The organism is Stenotrophomonas sp. Steno-Z10-BAI (genome assembly GCF_056393115.1).
This window is the reverse complement of the sequence record NZ_JBWJOZ010000002.1, coordinates 400,041-418,915: the sequence shown is the minus strand read 5'-3', so window position 1 is coordinate 418,915 and position 18,875 is coordinate 400,041. Positions and strand designations below refer to the sequence as shown.

Annotated in this window: 15 protein-coding genes; 4 read left to right on the top strand and 11 right to left on the bottom strand. The window is 67.0% G+C overall.

Annotated features, from left to right (window positions below):
* Nucleotides 1–51 precede the first annotated feature (51 nt).
* The 9 genes from AC06E9_RS06770 to AC06E9_RS06730 all read right to left on the bottom strand — a co-directional run bounded on the left by AC06E9_RS06770 (nt 52) and on the right by AC06E9_RS06730 (nt 11,279).
* Nucleotides 52–567: a CS1 type fimbrial major subunit gene (locus AC06E9_RS06770; protein WP_259259932.1), complete on the bottom strand. Its 516-nt coding sequence runs from the start codon at nt 565–567 to the stop codon at nt 52–54.
* A 176-nt stretch (nt 568–743) separates the two neighbouring features.
* The gene (locus tag AC06E9_RS06765) at nt 744–1,460 is read right to left on the bottom strand and encodes a response regulator (protein WP_147433832.1); all 717 of its coding nucleotides are present in this window, start codon (nt 1,458–1,460) and stop codon (nt 744–746) included.
* 217 nt (nt 1,461–1,677) lie between these two features.
* A complete protein-coding gene (locus tag AC06E9_RS06760) occupies nt 1,678–2,448 on the bottom strand; it encodes a 2,3-dihydro-2,3-dihydroxybenzoate dehydrogenase (protein WP_121036929.1) in 771 nt (256 codons plus the stop codon).
* Nucleotides 2,445–6,356, bottom strand: a complete 3,912-nt coding sequence (locus tag AC06E9_RS06755; protein WP_478055758.1) for an amino acid adenylation domain-containing protein — start codon at nt 6,354–6,356, stop codon at nt 2,445–2,447. Before AC06E9_RS06755 ends, AC06E9_RS06760 begins: the two co-directional genes overlap by 4 nt.
* On the bottom strand, nt 6,353–6,604 hold the full coding sequence (locus tag AC06E9_RS06750; RefSeq protein WP_121036931.1) for a phosphopantetheine-binding protein: 252 nt from the start codon (nt 6,602–6,604) through the stop codon (nt 6,353–6,355). The genes AC06E9_RS06755 and AC06E9_RS06750 overlap by 4 nt, the downstream gene beginning before the upstream one ends.
* A complete protein-coding gene (locus AC06E9_RS06745; protein ID WP_121036932.1) occupies nt 6,601–7,236 on the bottom strand; it encodes an isochorismatase family protein in 636 nt (211 codons plus the stop codon). The genes AC06E9_RS06750 and AC06E9_RS06745 overlap by 4 nt, the downstream gene beginning before the upstream one ends.
* Entirely contained in the window at nt 7,236–8,888 is a 1,653-nt protein-coding gene (locus AC06E9_RS06740) for a (2,3-dihydroxybenzoyl)adenylate synthase (protein ID WP_478055757.1), read from the bottom strand. The genes AC06E9_RS06745 and AC06E9_RS06740 overlap by 1 nt, the downstream gene beginning before the upstream one ends.
* 16 nt (nt 8,889–8,904) lie before the next feature.
* Nucleotides 8,905–10,083, bottom strand: coding sequence for an isochorismate synthase (locus AC06E9_RS06735; RefSeq protein ID WP_121036934.1), 1,179 nt, complete (start codon nt 10,081–10,083; stop codon nt 8,905–8,907).
* A complete protein-coding gene (locus tag AC06E9_RS06730) occupies nt 10,080–11,279 on the bottom strand; it encodes an MFS transporter (protein WP_121036935.1) in 1,200 nt (399 codons plus the stop codon). The genes AC06E9_RS06735 and AC06E9_RS06730 overlap by 4 nt, the downstream gene beginning before the upstream one ends.
* Nucleotides 11,280–11,750: 471 nt before the next feature.
* Between AC06E9_RS06730 and AC06E9_RS06725 the strand changes: the two genes are divergently transcribed.
* From AC06E9_RS06725 to AC06E9_RS06710, 4 genes are all read left to right on the top strand, one after another.
* A complete protein-coding gene (locus AC06E9_RS06725) occupies nt 11,751–14,132 on the top strand; it encodes a ribonucleoside-diphosphate reductase subunit alpha (protein WP_121036936.1) in 2,382 nt (793 codons plus the stop codon).
* 150 nt (nt 14,133–14,282) lie between these two features.
* Nucleotides 14,283–15,323 carry a ribonucleotide-diphosphate reductase subunit beta gene (locus AC06E9_RS06720; RefSeq protein ID WP_088434232.1) on the top strand — a complete coding sequence of 347 codons (1,041 nt, stop codon included), beginning with the start codon at nt 14,283–14,285 and terminating at the stop codon, nt 15,321–15,323.
* 12 nt (nt 15,324–15,335) lie between these two features.
* Complete coding sequence (locus AC06E9_RS06715) at nt 15,336–15,800, top strand: flavodoxin (protein ID WP_121036937.1); 465 nt, start codon at nt 15,336–15,338, stop codon at nt 15,798–15,800.
* On the top strand, nt 15,794–16,117 hold the full coding sequence (locus tag AC06E9_RS06710) for a thioredoxin family protein (RefSeq protein WP_478055756.1): 324 nt from the start codon (nt 15,794–15,796) through the stop codon (nt 16,115–16,117). The genes AC06E9_RS06715 and AC06E9_RS06710 overlap by 7 nt, the downstream gene beginning before the upstream one ends.
* A gap of 711 nt (nt 16,118–16,828) precedes the next feature.
* Here AC06E9_RS06710 and AC06E9_RS06705 read toward each other — a convergent pair.
* The gene (locus AC06E9_RS06705) at nt 16,829–17,140 is read right to left on the bottom strand and encodes a DUF3817 domain-containing protein (RefSeq protein WP_478049709.1); all 312 of its coding nucleotides are present in this window, start codon (nt 17,138–17,140) and stop codon (nt 16,829–16,831) included.
* A 122-nt stretch (nt 17,141–17,262) separates the two neighbouring features.
* Entirely contained in the window at nt 17,263–18,873 is a 1,611-nt protein-coding gene (locus AC06E9_RS06700) for a ShlB/FhaC/HecB family hemolysin secretion/activation protein (RefSeq protein ID WP_478055755.1), read from the bottom strand.
* Nucleotides 18,874–18,875 lie beyond the last annotated feature (2 nt).

Genomic DNA, 18,875 nt, shown 5'->3' with positions numbered 1-18,875 from the left:
CCCACAGCGCAGCCGCCCGGTCAGGCGGCGGCTGCACTGCACAGGCGTTTGTTACGACTTCTGCACCATGACGAGGCTGACGATGCCTTCATAGCGGCCGGCAACGGCGATCGGGCCTGCGGTGGTCTGCGAGATCGTCAGCGGCAGCACGATCGAGGCGCCCGGATAGTTGGAACCCGGGAACAGCGAGGCGGCAGTGAAATCCACGCCGGCGGCGGTCAGCGCGACCGAGTTCAGATGGACCGACAGCGGCACGGCCGTTGCGGTCGGGCCTGCCATCGTCGGGATGAGGCTGGGTGCCGAACCGAGGCGCACGGTGATGTCCTTGGTGATGTCGTTGGAGAACACACGCACCTGGTCGGTCCACGGCACCAGGCCGGCAGTGGTGCCGCTACCCGCACGGTAACCCAGCTCGACCACATCGCTCAGCGGGGTGCCATCGGCCTTGAGCAGCGCAAGCGTCGGGTCGATATCGGCCCAGACGGTGATGTCGGCCTGTACCGCATGGGCGGACATCGACGCGGTTGCCAGGGCAGCGGCAGCGAACAGCTTGGTGATCAGGTTCATCGGGTTCTTTCCTTGGTGTTGTAGTTGGGGAGGCTGGCCGGGAAACGTGGGGAGCGCTGCGCGCCCTTCCCGACCAGCACCTCACAGTAGGCAGCCGCGTTGCGCGGCACCATGCAACAACTTGATAAAATTCCGTTACTTTCGAGAAGGGCGGACCTGTTCGCACTCTGCGCGGCTCAACTTCCGCTGGGCGACAGGCCGATGGACTTGGCATAGAGCATGAGCTCGTAGTCGGATTTCAGATTGAGCCGCTTCATCGCCGCGCCTTTCTGCCTGCTGATGGTGCTGACCGTCCGCCGATGGATGTCGGCGATCTGCTTGATGCTCAGGCCGTGTGCCATCAGCCGCACCACCTCGCTTTCCTTGGCGCTCAGCGCACGCGTGCCGGTGGCGGACGCCTTGAGCCGCTGGGCCAGATCGCCGGAGTAGAAGCGGCCGCCCGCCAGGACCGTGCTGACGGCCTCGGTGAGTACCGCCAATGCGCAGGTTTTCTCAAGGATGCCTTCAACCCCCAGCCGCGCCACCGCGCGCAGCACGACAAGATTGCTGAAGGAGGTCACCACGAGCAGGCGCACCCGTGGATGATTGCGGCGGATATCGGCCAGCATCCGAATGCCGTCCGGCCGTTGCCCGAAGGGCATGGAGAGATCGGTGATGACCAGTTCGCAGCGGTGCAGGAGCAGGAGATCCTCCAGCTGCGCGGCGTCGGCCGCCTCACCGACGATCGCCCACTCCGGTACGTGAGCAAGAACCGAGCGGAGACCGGTGCGGACGACGGGATGGTCGTCCGCCAGCAGGATGCGTTTCATGGCAAAGACCTCGTCGTTGGAATCGGTGCGCGCGCATTGATTGCTCACGCCGCGTCCTGCGGCGGCAACTGCGGTGTGGGTCAAGCGGGCGACCTTGTCGCGGGGCGCTCAACGACGCAGCAGGCAGCGCGTTCCCCGAGGACCGGGGACACCTTGAGGATAGGAGAAGTCGCTGCCCGGCCTCTATGACTCGAGTTGCATAATTCGCGTTCTGCAGTGGCTATCACTATTGCCAGCCACGATCAGCGCTACGGTCTGCGCCTGAACGCCCTGCCTCGGGAAGGAGGACGGCGGCTGCCGGTCACCCGCGCAGCGTCGCGCCGCCGTCCACGTAGAGATCGCTCATGGCGATATGCCCGGCCTGGTCGGAGAGCAGGAACATCACCGATTGGGCAATGTCGTCCGGGGTGGCCAGCTTGCGCAGTGGAATGCCGGCCTTGTAAGTCTCCAGCGAGCCGGCGATGACCCGCTCCGCGCCGTGGTCGTCGGCCCACATGCCGGTCTGCATGGGGGTGAGCGTGGAACCCGGGGCGACGATGTTGCAGCGGATGCCCAGCGGTGCCAGTTCCAGCCCCAGGCAGCGGGTGAACATGGTCGCGGCGGCCTTGGAGGCGGCGTAGGCGGCCATGCCGTGGCGCGGGACGCCTGCGGCGTTGGAGCTGACGGTGACGATGGCACCGGCCCGGCGTGGGCTCATTACCCGGGCCAGTGCCCGGCAGACGTGGAAGACGCCATCGGTGTTGACCGCGAAGACCTGCCGCCACTGCGCATCATCGATGCCGGTGACGGTGCCGACCTGCAGTACGCCGGCCACGTTGACGCCGAAGCCGATCGGGCCGATCTCGCGTTCGATCCACTCGACCAGCGCCTCCACCGCGCCGGAATCGGTGACATCCAGTGCGCGGGCGTGGAGGGGCGGCTGCCCTGCCCGCTGCTCGAGCACGGGCGCGGTGATATCGGTGGCGACCACGATGCTGCCGCTGTCACGCAACAAGGTGACCAGGGCCGCGCCGATGCCGCCGCTGGCGCCGGTGACCAGGGCGATGGTGCCGTCGAATCCGGTGAGTTTCATGCCGATGTCCTGAGTGCGTCGTGCCGCTGAAGGTGCGCATCGAGCCACGGCGCGATCTGCGCCACGGCATCGCGCCCGGTGAGCTCGGCGTGCAGATAAGGGAGTTCGATCGCCTCCACCTGCGCTGCATGGGCCTGCCACAGGGCAGACTGCAACTGCGGGCGGTTGAGGTGGTCGCGGCCGGCCCGGACGTGCAGCAGCGGACCCTCGTAGTGCGTGTGGTGATGGGCGCGGATCAGGCGGTTGGTGCCGGTGACGGCCCGGACCACGCCATCGAGAACGATATCCGGCAGGTTGCCCAGCGCGCTGTCGCCGCGGCGCAGGAAGGCCAGGATGCGCGCGCGGGTGTCCAGCTCGGGGTGTGCATCCGGATCGTGGCCGGCGATGGCGAGCAAGGCGCGCAGCGCGGCTATCGGGTCCGGCTCGGGCTCGGCCCGCCAGCACTCGCTGGGGTAGGCATCGAGCAGCGCCAGCACGCCCACCTCATGGCCGAGGCCGCGCAGGTGTACCGCCATCGCCTGGGCGAGGATGCCGCCGACCGACCAGCCCAGCAGATGCACCGGGCCGGGCCGACCCAACGCGAGAATGCGCGCTGCATAGTCCGCGGCCAGGGCCTCGATGCTGGTGGGCAGCGGCGGGTCGGGATCGAGCACGGGCGACTGCAGGCCCTGCACCTCGCGCGTGGGCGACAGCGCCCGGGCCAGGTCACGATAGTTCCAGGCGATGCCGCCTGCGGGATGGACCACAAACAGCGGCGCAAGCGCGGCATCGCCCGTGGCCAGCCGGATCATCGGCGCGAGGCCATGATCGGTGGCCGCCGGCGGTGCATCGATGCGCGCGGCGAGTCCGGCCACCGTCGGGGCGGCGAACACCGCGCCCAGGCCGAGATCGCAACGCCACTGCTGCTGGATGGCCAGCAACAGGTGCACGGCACTGAGCGAGTCACCGCCCAATGCGAAGAAATCGGCGTCGGCGCTCACCGGCGCGCTCAGCGAGAGGGTCTGTGCGAACAGCGTCGCCAACGCCTGCTCAGTTGCAGTGACCGGCGCCACGCCCGTGGAGACTGCCTGGGTGGGCGCGGGCAACGCGGCGCGATCCAGCTTGCCGTTGGCGGTGACCGGCCAGTGTTCCACTGCCACGAAGGCGCTGGGCACCATGTAGTCCGGCAGGCGCGCGGCCAGATGCGTGCGCAGCGTTTCCTGCTCCGGGCCACCAGCATTGAGGTAGGCCACCAGCCGCGCCTCGCCCGGGCGATCTTCGCGCAGCAGCACCTCGGCACGGGTGATGCCGGGTGCAGAGCGCAGTGCCGCATCGATCTCGCCGAGTTCGATACGCAGGCCGCGCAGCTTGATCTGGTGATCGTTGCGACCGAGGTACTCCACGGCCCCATCCTCGCGCCAACGCGCCACATCACCCGTGCGGTACAGGCGGCCCCCGGGCACGAACGGATCGGCCAGGAAGCGCTCGGCGGTGAGGTCGGCGCGGCCGAGATAGCCACGTGCCAGCTGCACCCCGCCGAGATACAGGTCGCCGGCCACGCCGGGCGGCAGCGGCTGCATCCGGGCATCGAGCACATACAGGCGGGTATTCCAGACCGGATGACCGATCGGCACCAGCGCGGACGTGTCGTCGCGGCTGGCCGGCCAGAAGCTGACATCCACGGCCGCCTCGGTGGGGCCATAGAGATTGTGCAGTTCGGCGTGGACGGTGGCATGGAAGCGGTCACGCAACGCGGCATCGAGTGCTTCGCCACTGGTGAACACGCGTCGCAGTTGCAGCCCACGTGCGGCAGGGGCCGCCAGGAACGCGGCCAGCATGGCCGGCACGAAATGCAGGGTGGTGATGGCGTGCTCGCGAATCAATGCGGCCAGCGCCAGGGGATCGCGATGCGCCTCAGGCGGTGCCACCACCAGCGTCGCGCCGCTGATCAGCGGCAGGAAGAACTCCCAGACCGAGACATCGAAGGTGGCCGGGGTCTTCTGCAGGATGCGGTCGTCCGGTTGGAAGGCATAGTGCTCGCGCATCCACTCCAGGCGGTTGACGATGGCGCGGTGCTCGATCAACACGCCCTTGGGCTCGCCGGTGGAGCCGGAGGTATAGATGACGTAGGCCGCGTCTGCGGGCGCCGGTGCGGTGCCGAGTGCCGCGTCGCTGGCGTGCTGCCATTGCGAGGGGGGGAGCACGGCGGTGCCCGGGAAGCGGACGCGGTCCTGCTCCAGGGCCAGGACGCACGCCGGTTCGGCCGAGCGCAGGATCCGAGCGAGGCGCTCGTCCGGGTGGGCCAGATCCACCGGGAGGTAAGCACCCCCGGCCCGCAGCACCGCGACCAGGGCGATGATCAGCTCCAGCGAGCGCGGCAGCGCGACCACCACCCTCGCCTCGCGGCCGACGCCTTGCGCCTGCAGCTGCAGCGCCAAGGCACGGCTGCGCTGCTCCAGTGCAGCGTAGGTGAGCTGCTGCGTGCCGAAGACCACGGCGACGGCCTCGGGCGTTCGGTGCATGCGCGCGGTGATCAGTGCGGCGAGGCTGACCTCGGGCACGGGGTGCGCGGTGGCGTTGATGTCATATAGATAGCGCTGCGCTTCTTCTGGCGTGCACAGCGGCACCGCTGCAATCTCGCCCCCATCGGCCTGCACCTGCAGCGCGGCCGACACGAAATGCAGCAGCCGTGCGGCGTGCGCCTGCACCTGCGCGGCGGTATACAGCGCAGGATTGGCCTCGATCTCCAGATCGAGCACGGCGCTGCCATCGCCACGGAAGCCAAGCGTCACATCATCGACAGGACCGGTGGACAGCACCTCCAGCGTGGCGTGGACGCCGGCCAGCTGCAGCGGCCGATAGAACGGCTGCACGTTGACCAGCGGGCCATGCAGGCGACGCTGGCCACCGATCAGGCCGAGATCGCGACGCAGTTGCTCGCCGCGGTAACGCCCGTGGCGGCGGCCGCGCATCAGGCGCAGGGCGACCTCACGCACGAAGGCATCCACGCTGCCCTCGCCGGCCGTGACCCGCAGCGGCAATACGTTCATCACCATCGCCGGCACACGGGCGGAAACGCTGCCGAGCCGGCCCATGAACGGCACGCCGATGATGGCCTCGGCTTCGCCGCTGATCCGGCGGCAGTAGTCGGCACCGAGCGCGGTCAACAGGTCCGGCCAGGGCTGGCCGATCGCGGCGGCGGCACGGTGCAGGCGCTCGCGCAGGGCCGGCGCCATCGGCTGTACGTGGCGCAGTGCATCCGGTGCGGCGGCAGCAAGCCCGGCCTGCAGACCGGTGGCGCCCGGCGCATCGGCCATGAGCTCGCGCCAGTAGGTGGCATCGCGCGTGCGGCGCTCGCTGGCACGGTACGCGGCGTCTTCCTCCAACGCGGGGGCCAGTGGCGCCAGTGCGGCGTGTGATGCGTTGCCCGCATACAGCGCGCAGACCCGCTCGGTGAGCAGGCCCATGCCATAGCCATCGGTGGCGAGGTGGTGCACGCGCAGATACCAGACGCTGCGTGCCGGCCCAAGCAGGAACAGACGCTGCTGGCTGAGCCGGTCGCGGGCCGGATCGACCGGGTTGAGGCGGTCGCGCTGCATCGCCTCGCGCGCCGCCGCGGCCGGGTCCGGCTGATCGGACAGATCCATCACCTGCAGCGCCGGCGTGTGCTGTGGATCGACCCACTGCACGGGCAAGCCCTCTGCGCTCTCGACCATGCGCAGCGCCAGTGCCTCGGCCTCCTGCGCGGCCTGGTCGGCGGCGCGCACGAAGGCCGCGACGTCCAGCGCCCCTTCGATCCATACCGCATGGGCGGTGTTGAAGGCCGGGTTGTCCGGCGCCAGGCGCTGCGCGTACCACAGGCCAGCCTGCGCCTCGCTCAGCCCGCGAACGATGGGCTCGGCCGCACCCGGCACCGCACGGGCCTTCATGCGCTGGCCGCCGCCTGTGCCTGCAGGCGCTGCACCACCGTCCACCAGCCGCCGAGCGTGGCGTGCTCGGCCAGATGGCTGAACTCCAGCGCGATCCCGGTGTTGCCCCAGGCCAGCACCAGCCCCAGCACACGCATCGAATCCAGGCCGAGGTCCATCAGGTTCTCCTCGGTGCTGATGTCCTCGGGCGCTTCGCCGAGCATCTCGGCGACATCGGCGCGCATGCGCGCCAGGGTGAGTGCGGTCATGCGAGGGTCTCCAGCAGGTGATCGGTGGTCATCGGCACGCCACAGGTACGGGCGATCCAGTGCAGGGCGAAGTCATGATCGGCGCGCGAGAAATCGGCGACGGCATCGGCAGCGATGAAGCTCTCGATGTCACGCTGGAAGCCCTCGGCGACGGTGGCGGTGCAGCCGATGTGCGCGTACACGCCGGTGACCAGCAGCTGATCGCGGCCTCGCGCACGCATCATCGTCTCCAGATTGCTGCGCTGGAACGCGCTGTAGCGGTGCTTGACCAACACGTGATCGCCCGGCGCCGGGGCCACGGCCTCGACGATGGCTTCGTGTTCTTCGGTGGCGGACATGCCCGGGCCCCACAGGTCGGCCTGCAGGCCCCGGTCGCAGCGATCCTGGTTGCCCCGCTGGGCGGTGTAGAACACCGGGATGCCACGGGCGCGGCAATGCGCGAGCAGGCGGGCGATGTTGGCCACGGCCGGTGCCAGCGGCGCCGCATCCGGCGCGAACGCGGCCAGGAAATAACGCTGCATGTCGTGCACCAGCAGCGCCAGGCGCTCGGTCTGCGGCTGCCACGCGCCGCGCGGGGTGGGCAGTTCGGCCTGGGTCGGCAGGGGGTACGGTTGGATCTTGGGCAGCGCCATCAGCGCGTTTCTCCTGTCTGTTGCATGAAACGTTCGCGCAGCTGGGCACGCAGCTCGCGGCGGCTGATCTTGCCGACAGCGGTGGTGCCGAAGGCATCGACGAACACGATCTGGTCCGGCACTTTGAACGCCGCCAGGCCACGGCTGCGCACCCAGGCCTTGAGGCTGGCGGCCTTGGTCGGCTCGCCCTGGGCAATGATGAAAGCGCAGCTGCGTTCACCAAGGTAGGCATCGGGAATGGAGACCACCGCCGCATCGAACACGCTCGGGTGTGCCAGCAGATGGTCTTCGATCTCTTCGGCGGAGATCTTCTCACCGGCGCGGTTGATGTGATCGGTGGCCCTGCCCTGCACCACCAGATAGCCGCCCGGCAGGCGCTGCACCCTGTCGCCGGTGCGGTAGAAGCCGTCCTCGGTGAAGGCGCGTGCGTTGGCGGCGGGATCGTTGTGATAGCTGCGGATGGTGTACGGGCCGCGGGTAAGCAGATGGCCGGTCTCACCGTCTGCAACCGGGTTGCCGTGGTCGTCGACCACCAGCACCTCGTCGTCTTCGCTGATCGGGCGGCCCTGGGTGGAAACGATGATGTCTTCGCTGTCGTGCAGGCGGGTGTAGTTGACCAGGCCCTCGGCCATGCCGAACACCTGCTGCAGGGTGCAGCCCAGCCCCGCGATCACCCGGCGCGCGGCTTCCGGCACCAGCTTGGCGCCGCCGACCTGCACCACCTGCAGGCTGGAGAGATCGTGCGTGGTCGTTGCGGCCGCCTGCGCCCACAGCAGCGCCAGCGGCGGCACCAGGCCGACACAGGTCACCCGCTCGCGCGCGATCAGGACGAACGCGGTCTCCGGGCCCGCGCCCGGGCTCAGCACCACACGGCCACCGGCGTACAGCGTGCCGAAGAACCCAGGCGAGCTCATCGGGAAGTTGTGCGCGGCCGGCAGCGCGACCAGATAGACGCTGTCCTGGGTGATGCCACAGATCTGGTTGCTGGCGCGGAAGGAATACAGGTAGTCGTCGTGCGTGCGCGGGATCAGCTTGGACAGGCCGGTGCTGCCCCCGGAGATCTGCAGGAACGCAACCGCTTGCGGGTCGGGATCGGGCGGCAGCTGATCAAGATCGCCTGCCAGCGATGCCAGCGCGGTGAACCCGGCCGCGTCACCGGCGATGATGACGTGCTGCACCTCGGGTACCTGCGCCTGCAGTTCGCGCGCAAGGGTGCGGTAATCGAACCCCTCGTAGCTGGAGGCAGCGATATAGGCATTGGCCTCGGCCTTGCGGGCGAAATGCACGACCTCGGTGATGCGGTGCGCGGGCAATGCATACACGGGAATCAAACCAGCGCGGAACAACCCGCAGACCACGGTCACGAATTCCGGCACGTTGCCAAGCTGCACCACCACCCGGTCACCCGGGATCAAGCCCTGCGCGAGCAGGCCGGCGCCGATGCGGCCGGCCTCCTGCCACAGCTGGGCATAGGTGAGGCGCGTATCACCGCCGACCACTGCGATATCACCGGCGAAGCGCTCGGCGCGTTCGCGCAGGAAGCCCGGAAAGGTCTCGCCGCGCCAATGGCCGGCCGCGCGATAGCGCGCGACCAGGGCCGGCGGCCAGACCTGGCGCAGCGGCACCCGGGCGGAAGAGAAGGATGCGTTCATGGACAGCTCCCGCACATCAGAAAGGACGAACGTCATGGACGCCGAGCGCGGTCAGCAGGGCCATGAACTTGGCAGCCGTTTCGGCCACCTCGAGATCGGGTTGGGACTCGGCGACGATGCCGGCACCGGCATACAGGCGCACTTCGGTGCCCTGCACGCGTGCGCAGCGGATCGCCACATACCAATCGCCATCGCCCTGCGCATCGGTCCAGCCGACGGCGCCGGCATAGAAGCCCCGTGCGACCGGTTCAGCCTGACGGATCAGTTCAAGTGCCGGCTGGCGCGGCGTGCCGCACACCGCGGGGGTGGGATGCAGCAGTGCGACCAACGCGGCCGAGGACACCGAAGGATCCTTCAGCGTGCCGTGGATGCGGGTACCGAGATGCCACATGGTGGCGGTGGCGTGCAGTGACGGCCGCGGCTGTGCCTCGACGTGATGGCACAGCGGTGCCAACGCGGCCACGATGGCCTCGACCACGTGGCGATGCTCGTCATGGTCCTTGGCCGAGGCCAGCAGCGTCTCCGCGGCGCGTGCATCCTCGGCCGGATCGGCCGAACGACGGGCCGAGCCGGCCAGCGGATGCGAGAGCACACGGTCACCGCGTCGGGAGACCAGCAGCTCCGGGGTGGCGCCGACCAGCCAGGCCGCGTCGCCCGCACTTGCTGCGGGTACCGGGACCACGTAGGTCGCCACGCTGGGGTCTTTGCCCAGGCGTGCGGCCAGCACGCGCGGATGCAGCGGCTGCGCGGTGGTGACCCGCAGGCTGCGCGCGAGCACGACTTTTTCCAATGGGCAGTCGGTGCGCTGCAGTTCCGTGACGGCAGCCGCCACCGCCTGCGCATACGCATCGGCAGACGGTTCGGCGAGCACATCGCCAACGAGGGTCGGCGTTTCCACGCGGACCACCGTGGGCTGGCCAGACACCTGATCCGGCTGATACAGCGCATCGCCCTGCTCGGGATCAAAGGGTACCGCCCCCACCAGCAGGCGCGGGCCGGAGCGCGGCGCGGCAAAGAACGCGGCGACGCGCCCGGCCAAGGTGGCGGTGGCACCGGACGGCAGCCGCGCGCGCACACCGTGCGCTTCCATCGCCTGCTGCGGGCTGCGCAGCAGGAAGTACGGGGCGTCGGCCGCATCAGCGGTGGCTGTGTCGGTCATCTCATCGGCCACGCCGCTGGCGAGCATCTCGTTCATGCCGCACCCCGCGCACGATGCAGGGCGGCAGAGCCCGCCAGGATCAGCAGCACCACGCCCACCAGCAGGTACGGCGCGCTCGGCGACCACCGATACAACAGTGTGCCGATCATCGGCCCGACCACCATGCCCATGCCCTGCACCGACGCTACCGTACCTGCCGCAGCGCCCTGCTCATGCGCCTCCACCGAATCGGCCGCCAGCGCCTGGAAATTGGGGAACACGAACCCCATGCCGAACGCGGCGATCGCATAACTGGCCAGCAGCTGCCACGGCACACTGACCAGCGCGACCGACGCAAAGCCCAGCCCGGAGATCAGCGCCCCGACCAGGATCCAGCGCGTCGGGCGGATGTCCTTGAGCTTCATCACCAGCCCCTGGGCGAAGATCAGGCCGACACCGACCGCGGTCAGGGCCAGCCCGGCCATGCGCGCGCCGTCTGCCGGGGAGAGCTGCAGCCGATCAATCGCGAAGAAGCCGACCGTCACCTGCGCGACGGTGACCGAGATCATCGCGGCGAACACCGCCAGCAATGGCAGGCGCAGGCGCGCATCGCCCAGGCCGAGCGTTGGTTTCGGGCCGGTGTGCGTCGGCGCGACGGGCGGCGTATTCGGCAGGCGCCACCAGATCATCAGCAGCGACAACAACGGCAACAACGCGGCCACATACAGGGTAAGCGAGAGATTCTGGTAGGCGATCCAACCGGCGGCGGCCGGGCCCAGCACCATGCCCAGCGCATTGGCGGTGCCAAGCTTGGCCATCACGCTGCCGCGCTGCCCCGGGGCGGCCTGGTCGGCGATGATGGCCGCGGCGGTCGGCGGCACGGCGGCGTAGAACAGCCCGACCAGGGCACGCGTGCCGACCAGGACCAGCACGGAGAGCCAGATCGCTGGCGGTGAGGTCAGCGCCACATCCACGAACACCGCCAGCGCCACGTAGATCACCGCGTAGGCTGCCAATGCGATCAGCAGCACGCGCTTGCGCCCGATGCGATCACTGAGTGCACCCCAGCGGCGCGCCGACAGCATCCACAACACACCGGCCGCGGTGACCGACAGGCCGGCATGCCACTCGGCCAGGCCCAACACCCGCACCACCGGGCCGATCACGGATACGAACGCCATCATCGCCATGGTGCCGAGCAACGCGGCGGAAACGAGGGCGGGCAAACCGGAAACGACAGGACGTGAAGACATTGAACACCACAGCCAATAAGAAGTTGAACCACGCGGTGCGCCGACGCGCGCGCGGTTCTGCCATCCGGTTGCGAACGCATCACCGCCCTGTGATCCATCAAATGATAACGGCTCGCATTTGCGTTTGATAGTGCAATCTGTATCGCATGTTCAGGTGCGCAGGCGACACCCCCTGCGACAAAAAGACACTACATATACGGTTGACGAGCCCCCACTACCCCACTATGTTGTGTCCATCGGCTCCCCGCTTCCGCCAGGCCCGGTGCACCGTTGCAACGCCGCGTTGCTGTTGAACGCCCCGTTGCGCCCACCTGACCGGCGCCTGGAAGCATGGCCCGTCGCCACCGATGTGAGCCTGCGGCGACGTATTCCTGCACACGCAGGGCCTGCCCACCAATCACGCCCTCTGTCCGGCTGCCGCACGGCTCTGCCGCGCCGCCTGCTGGGCTCTGCGCCATGCATGGAGAACGCATGAACACCGACGACACCGTCGCTTCGACCCTCACCCCGCCCACGGACACCCCCGTTGATGCGGCCACCTGCAGTGAGACGCTGTGGATCACCAAGGAGGGCGGCAACCGACGCATGCCGTTCGACCAGGCGCGGCTGGAGCGCACCGTGCACAGCGTGCATGGCGAGTTCCCGCAGCTGGACGTGGCCGATTACCTGCGCAGCGTGCTGGGGCAGATCGCACGCCGACAGCAGCTCAGCGCCGATGAAATGGTGGACCTGCTGATCCGCGAGGCGGAATCGCGCATCGACCTGACCGCGCCGGACTGGGAGCACTTCGCCGCCCGCCTCTATCTGCGCCGCCTGTACAAGCGCGCCAGCAAGAACCGTTTCTACGATGCCACGCTGAAGTACGGCTCGTATGTGGGTCTGCAGGAAAGCCTGGCGGACCGCAACGTGTATTCGATCGACATCCTCAAGGCCTATTCCAAGGACGAACTGGAGGAAGCCGGGCAGATGATCGAGCCCGAGCGCGACACCTTGTTCGCCTACAACGGCCTGTACCTGCTGGCCACCCGCTACCTCGCCACCGACCACTCGCGCGCCGTCTACGAGTTGCCGCAGGAGCGCTGGCTGACCATCGCGCTGTACCTGATGCAGCACGAACACGAGCACGGCGAGCGCTCACGGCGGCGGCGCATGCTGCTGGTGCGTGAGGCCTACTGGGCGCTGTCCAACCTGTACATGACGGTGGCGACGCCGACGCTTGCCAATGCCGGCAAAGTGGGCGGCCAGCTGTCGTCGTGCTTCATCGACACGGTGGACGACAGCCTGCAGGGCATCTACGACTCCAACACCGACGTGGCGCGAGTCTCCAAGCACGGCGGCGGCGTGGGCGCCTATCTGGGCTATGTACGCTCTGCGGGCTCCTCGATCCGCGGCGTGGCCAATTCCTCCGGCGGTGTGGTGCCGTGGATCAAGCAGCTCAACAACACCGCGGTGAGCGTAGATCAACTCGGCCAGCGCAAAGGCGCGATCGCGGTGTATCTGGATGTCTGGCACCGCGACATCGAGGCGTTTCTCGATCTGCGCCTGAACAACGGCGACCAGCGCCTGCGCGCGCACGATGTGTTCACCTCGGTGTGCCTGCCGGACCTGTTCATGGAAGCGGTGGAGCGGCGCGGCGACTGGTACCTGTTCGACCCGTATGAGGTGAAGCGGATCAAGGGCTGGTACCTGCAGGACTTCCACGATGAGCAGCGCGGCCAGGGCAGCTTCCGCGCGAAGTACGAGGAGGTCGTCGCCGACGAGCGCATCAGCCGGCGCACCCTCAAGGCCATCGAGCTGTTCAAGCGGATCATGGTCAGCCAGCTGGAGACCGGCAACCCCTTCATGTTCTACCGGGACGAAGTGAACCGGATGAACCCGAACAAGCATGCCGGCAGCATCTACTCCAGCAACCTGTGCACGGAGATCCTGCAGAACATGAGCCCCACCCGCATGATCCAGGAGATGATCAGCGGCGACCAGATCGTGACGACCAAACAGGCCGGCGACTTCGTGGTGTGCAACCTGTCTTCGATCAACCTGGGCCGCGCGGTGACGGCCGCCCCGGACCTGCTGAGCAGCGATGTACTTGAGCGGCTGGTGCCAATCCAGGTGCGGATGCTGGACAACGTGATCGACCTCAATCAGCTGCCGGTGCCACAGGCCACCATCACCAACCGCAAGTACCGCGCGATCGGGCTGGGCACCTTCGGCTGGCATCACCTGCTGGCCCTGCAGCAGATCGAATGGAACTCCGCCCAGGCCGAGGACTACGCCGACAGCCTGTACGAGCGCATCAACTACCTGACCATCCAGGCCAGCATGACCCTGGCCAAGGAAAAGGGGCGCTACAGCGCGTTCGTCGGCAGCGACTGGCAGAACGGTGAGTACTTCCGCGCCCGTGGCTATGACAGCCCGGCCTGGCGGGAACTGGCGGCGCAGGTGGGCGTCAACGGGCTGCGCAACGGCTGGCTGATGGCGGTGGCACCGAACATGAGCACCGCCCAGATCGCCGGCTCCACGGCCTCGATCGATCCGGTGTACGGCGCGTTCTACTACGAAGAAAAGAAGGATTTCCGCCGCCCGGTCGCCGCACCGGGGCTGTCGCTGGAGACCTACCCGTACTACGAGAAAGGCGCCTACCGGGTGGACCAGTTCGCCAGCATCCGCCAGAACGCCCGCCGCCAGCGCCACGTGGACCAGTCGATCAGCTTCAACCTGTATGTGCCGAGCACCATCCGCGCCAGCACCCTGCTCGCGCTGCACATGAGTGCCTGGCGCGAAGGGCTGAAGACGACCTACTACGTGCGCTCCAACGACATAGACATTTCTGAGTGCGAATGGTGCAGCAGCTGACGTACGTCAGCCCGGTAGCTGACGACCGTTGGTCGTCAGCGCACTGACCGGTAGTGCCGGCCGCTGGCCGGCAACCCCACACATGCCCCGGTAGTGCCGGCCGCTGGCCGGCAACTCGCACTGCCAGAAGAGAAACTAGGACACACCCCGATGGCCATCCCCCTCGAACGCATCAAGATCCTCGAACCGCGCCACCCCAACCGCTCCACCGGCATCATCAACGGCCGCACCAGCGGCATCCTCAACTGGAACGATATCCCCTACCCGTCCTTCTACCGCGCGTACAAGGAGCTTTCGACCAACTTCTGGATTCCCGACGAAGTCGACATGAAGGGCGACGCGCGCCAGTACGGCGAGCTCAATGCGCGCGAGAAGAACGCCTACGACTCGATCATCGGCCTGCTGGCCACGCTGGACTCGCCGCAGACGCGCTTCATCTACAACGTTGCCGAGTACATCACCGATCCCGCCGCGCACGCCAATGCCGCGATCATCGGCCAGCAGGAAGTGATCCACAACGAGAGCTACAGCTACGTACTCGCCTCGATCGCCGGGCTGGCCGACCAGAACCGCGTGTTCGAGATCGCCCGTACCCACCCGACCATCCTGGCCCGCAACGCGCCGATCATGCAGTCCTACGATGACTTCATGCGCGAGAAGACCGCCGAGACGCTGATCCGCGCATTGATCCAGTCCTCGATCCTGGAAGGCATCAACTTCTACTCCGGCTTCGCGTTCTTCTACAACCTGGTCCGCCAGAACCGCATGACCGGTACCGGCAAGATCATCAGCTTCATCAACCGCGACGAGCTGGCCCACACCAAGTTCATCAGCGAACTGATCCGCGCCATCATCGGCGAGAATCCGGCGCTGCAGGGCGAGCAGCTGACCGCCTACGTGCATGAGGCCTTCGAGCACGCCATCCAGCTGGAAACGCGCTGGACCGGCGAGGTGCTGGACGGCATCGACGGCATCGACGTGGACGAGATGATCCGCTACGTGAAGTACCGCGCCAACAAGATGGCCGGCATGCTGGGCATCGAGAAGCTGTACAGCGAGACCAATGTCAACGTGATGCCGTGGATCAAGGCCTACGCCGACAACTTCACCGAGACCAAGACCGACTTCTTCGAAATGCGCAACGCCAGTTACAAGAAGACCAACGCGGACAACGGGTTTGACGACCTGTAAGGAGGCATGGCGATGCACATCCTGCTGGCCTTCGCCTCGCTGAGCGGCAACACCCGCGAGGTGGCCACGTTGATCCGGGCGCGCTGCGAGGCACTGGGGCACCGGGTGGACTGGGTCGACGTGGATGCCGTTGACGCGGCCGTGGCGCTGGCGGGAGAGCCGCCTGCCCTGTGCCTGGTCGGTTCCTGGACGGACAACGCCGGGCGTACCCCGGCGGAGATGAAGGACTGCGTGGCCGCGCTGCGTGATCGCTTCGGGCTGCCACTGCCGTTCCCGGTGGCGGTATTCGGTACCGGCGAGACCCAATGGGGCGAGGAGTACTACTGCGGCGCCGCCCACCGGCTGGCGCGGTTCTTCGGCGCCCCGTACCCGGTGCTGGAGATCGAGCAGATGCCGCACGGCGCCGAAGACACCCACACCATCCACCACTGGACCGACACCGTGTTGGCCCATACCCAGAGCCCTACGACATGCTGACCCTGCACGCCCAGACCGCTGAGGATTACCACGCCGCCCTGCGCGAGCACCCGGCCCTGCTGGTGGATTTCCACAAGGACGACTGCCCGGGGTGCCGGATGCTGGAGATGTCGTTGGCCAGTGTCGCTGGCGCGATTGAAGACGCTGGCATGACCCTGCTGAAGGTCAGACTCGAGACGGTTGGAGAGGGATTGTTCCGCGAGCTCGGGTTGCGCCAGACCCCCACGTTGCTGGTGGTCCGCGACGGTCACGAAACCGCGCGGCTGGCGGGATTCCAGTCGCCGAAGCAGATTCTTGGCGTGCTGGGCGCTGGATGACGCATATGTGCACGTTTGGACTCGCTAATGCGGCGCGACTGCCGCTGGCTGGCGCCTCGCCAGTGCGCCACGTCGCCGTGACAAACTGGGCCTATCGGCATATACGGATTGCAGCCTCTTAAACGCACTGAGTCGATTAGATCTTTCGATCCAAACTCACATTGGGCGTTGCGTTGCAAAAATCGAAATGCTCTGCATCCACTATCAGCGTGCCTGAATGATCAGGCCCATGACGGAGAGATATCATGCAGATGGTCAGATTATTGTCCGCAGCTATCATCTCGGGGGTCGCCGTATTCACAGCATACGTGGCGGAAGGCGCACCTCCGTTCTGTGAAAAGCAATGCGACTATGGTTACAAGGCCTGCCTGAGGATAGGGGAGGAGCCGGTAAAGTGTAGGGAGGAGTATGCGAACTGCATGCAAGCTTGCAGAGACCACTCGGAACTAGCTACAGACATTCTGAGGTAGGGGGAGATCGCCACGTGGAATCGTCGCAGGCCAACCTTGGTCTGCGACTACTTCGGGTGCCTATCAATATTGAATCGCAATCGAACTCCCTAGCTCATCGGCAAGCTCTACGTCCAAACCACTCCGATAATAAACCCGCGACCGGGACACATCACTTCAATTGAAGCGCTATCTGCAATTGCAGACAGCACTCCATTCTTTACTTCATATGGCCAGCGAACATAGAGGCCCGATGCTGTCGTCAGCCATTCCGTGTAATCGGCGCCAACAAGAGCCCACGACTCTTGAACCACCACTCCAACGGCAGCGTCACCAGCGGCGGCACCGCAGCAGCCAATGCCAGCAGCGCGGCCCACCACGGCCAACGCAGGCGGATCGCGGCGAGCACCGATACAACCACGTAGACCATGAAGGCCACACCGTGCACCGGGCCGAAGATCTTGACCCCGACCGGGGTCGGATCGGCTGCCTGGTACTTGAAGTACATGCCGATCAACAGGCCGGCCCAGGTCAGGGCTTCAACGAAAGCGACCGTGGCGAACACGCGGCCCATGGGGCTGATTGGCAAGGCACGCTTCAAGATGGGCTCGGGGTCGTAACGGAAAGGACCCGCATCATAGCCAGCGAACGGTTTTGATGCGAATCATTCTCAGCATGCGGCGCCGGCCCTGCCGATCACCAGCGTGCACTGATGCGGAAGTCGGCGCGCATGCTGTCATCGTCCTGCAGCACTTTGTCCAGTGGGTGGCCCAGGTCAAGGCTGTAGCTGTAGCGCTTGGCGAGCTGTCCATTCAGGCCGACGCCGACGCTGCTGATGCTGGCCGAGGTGGGGTAGTCGCCACGTACCTCGCCATGATCGAAGAACACGTAGACATCGTGCGCCTGCCGATAGGGCCGGTGCAGTTCGACGCTGCCGAAGTAGCCTTTCACCCCGGAAAGGGTGCCGCGAACATAGCCACGCACGCTGCCGATGCCGCCCACCTGGAACAGGTTGCTTGAGGGCAGGAAGTCGCCGTTGCTGAACTGCCAACCCAGCTGTGCGCGGTACAGCAGGCCGCTGCTGCCGATGCGCTGGGTCCAGCTGGTGGATCCGTTGGCGGTCGTGAAGGCACGCCCTTCGGCCAGCGTCTCATCGGTGCGGATGCGCGAGACGCCCTGATAGAACGTCCAGTCGTAGCCGTCATTGCGATAGCCGGTGCTGACACCCAGGGTCACCGTGGTCGAATCGACCTCCGACACCCGCACATCACCGATATCGGACACGGAGTTGCTGCGCGAGACGTTGGCGATGGTGGACAGCAGCCAGTTCGGCGTGGCCACCCACGGCTGGGTGAAATCCAGACCATAGCTGGTCGACTCGCCAGTGATGTCCAGGGCGCGGTAGGCACCGTCGATGATGTTGATCTGGCTGCGCGACACGCTGGCGCCGACACGGCCGTTGCGCGTGTTGACGATACCGGAGTAGCCGATGCGCCCTTCCAGGCCACCGCGCGACCACGCCACCGAGCCGGCCAGCAGGTCACTGATCCCCGCCAGACCCCAGAACTGGCCATGCGCACCGTAGCGCTCGCGGCCGGTGGTCTCTACGCCGGAATTATCGACGAATACGCCCCAGTTGCTTCGGTCCGGCACCTCCGCCAGCAGCACGATATCGGTCTGGCCGGCGGCCTGGCCGGGCCGCATCAGTGCACGCACCTGCAGATCGGTGGTGCGGTTGAGGTAGATCAGCTCATCGCGCAGGTGATCGCTGCGCACCACCTCCCCTACCGGCTGCCGCACCCGCCGCTCCACAAAGCGCACCGGCACCTTGCCCTCCCCGGTCACCTCCAGCGTACCCAGCGTGCCTTCCAGCAGGGTGACGTCAACGCGCCCTTCGTTGATCGACTGCTCGCGCAGAAGCGCGCGTGCCGTACTGATCCCGGCTGCCTCGTAAGCTGCATTGACGTCGGCCACCAGTGTCTCCAGCTCGGCCAAGTGGACCTCGCGCCCCTGGTAGCAGGCGGCGATCGCATCGAGCGTGGCCTTCGGCAGCAGCGCCGATGGACTGAAACGCACCTCGTTGAGCACGAAGCTGCCACGGACATCGGCCAGCCCGCGTTGCCCGGCCGGCGGAGGCGCCGGCTGCACCGGGTCCACCACCGGGCGCTCCGGCTGCAGCGGCTGGCGCTGCTCGTAGTAGCCGTCAATGCGCTGTGCGGTGTCCTTCCCCGCGGTGCCACTACTGTTCTGCGCATGTGCAAGACAGGGCAGCAGCGCGCTGCCGATCAGGAACATCCCTCGGTACATGG

Excerpts from the sequence above, each read along its gene's own strand:
- AC06E9_RS06770 (WP_259259932.1), bottom strand. The coding sequence starts at position 567 with ATGAACCTGATCACCAAGCTGTTCGCTGCCGCTGCCCTGGCAACCGCG.
- AC06E9_RS06760 (WP_121036929.1), bottom strand. The coding sequence starts at position 2,448 with ATGAAACTCACCGGATTCGACGGCACCATCGCCCTGGTCACCGGCGCC.
- AC06E9_RS06755 (WP_478055758.1), bottom strand. The coding sequence starts at position 6,356 with ATGAAGGCCCGTGCGGTGCCGGGTGCGGCCGAGCCCATCGTTCGCGGG.
- AC06E9_RS06750 (WP_121036931.1), bottom strand. The coding sequence starts at position 6,604 with ATGACCGCACTCACCCTGGCGCGCATGCGCGCCGATGTCGCCGAGATG.
- AC06E9_RS06745 (WP_121036932.1), bottom strand. The coding sequence starts at position 7,236 with ATGGCGCTGCCCAAGATCCAACCGTACCCCCTGCCGACCCAGGCCGAA.
- AC06E9_RS06740 (WP_478055757.1), bottom strand. The coding sequence starts at position 8,888 with ATGAACGCATCCTTCTCTTCCGCCCGGGTGCCGCTGCGCCAGGTCTGG.
- AC06E9_RS06735 (WP_121036934.1), bottom strand. The coding sequence starts at position 10,083 with ATGAACGAGATGCTCGCCAGCGGCGTGGCCGATGAGATGACCGACACA.
- AC06E9_RS06730 (WP_121036935.1), bottom strand. The coding sequence starts at position 11,279 with ATGTCTTCACGTCCTGTCGTTTCCGGTTTGCCCGCCCTCGTTTCCGCC.
- AC06E9_RS06725 (WP_121036936.1), top strand. The coding sequence starts at position 11,751 with ATGAACACCGACGACACCGTCGCTTCGACCCTCACCCCGCCCACGGAC.
- AC06E9_RS06720 (WP_088434232.1), top strand. The coding sequence starts at position 14,283 with ATGGCCATCCCCCTCGAACGCATCAAGATCCTCGAACCGCGCCACCCC.
- AC06E9_RS06715 (WP_121036937.1), top strand. The coding sequence starts at position 15,336 with ATGCACATCCTGCTGGCCTTCGCCTCGCTGAGCGGCAACACCCGCGAG.
- AC06E9_RS06710 (WP_478055756.1), top strand. The coding sequence starts at position 15,794 with ATGCTGACCCTGCACGCCCAGACCGCTGAGGATTACCACGCCGCCCTG.
- AC06E9_RS06705 (WP_478049709.1), bottom strand. The coding sequence starts at position 17,140 with ATGGGCCGCGTGTTCGCCACGGTCGCTTTCGTTGAAGCCCTGACCTGG.
- AC06E9_RS06700 (WP_478055755.1), bottom strand. The coding sequence starts at position 18,873 with ATGTACCGAGGGATGTTCCTGATCGGCAGCGCGCTGCTGCCCTGTCTT.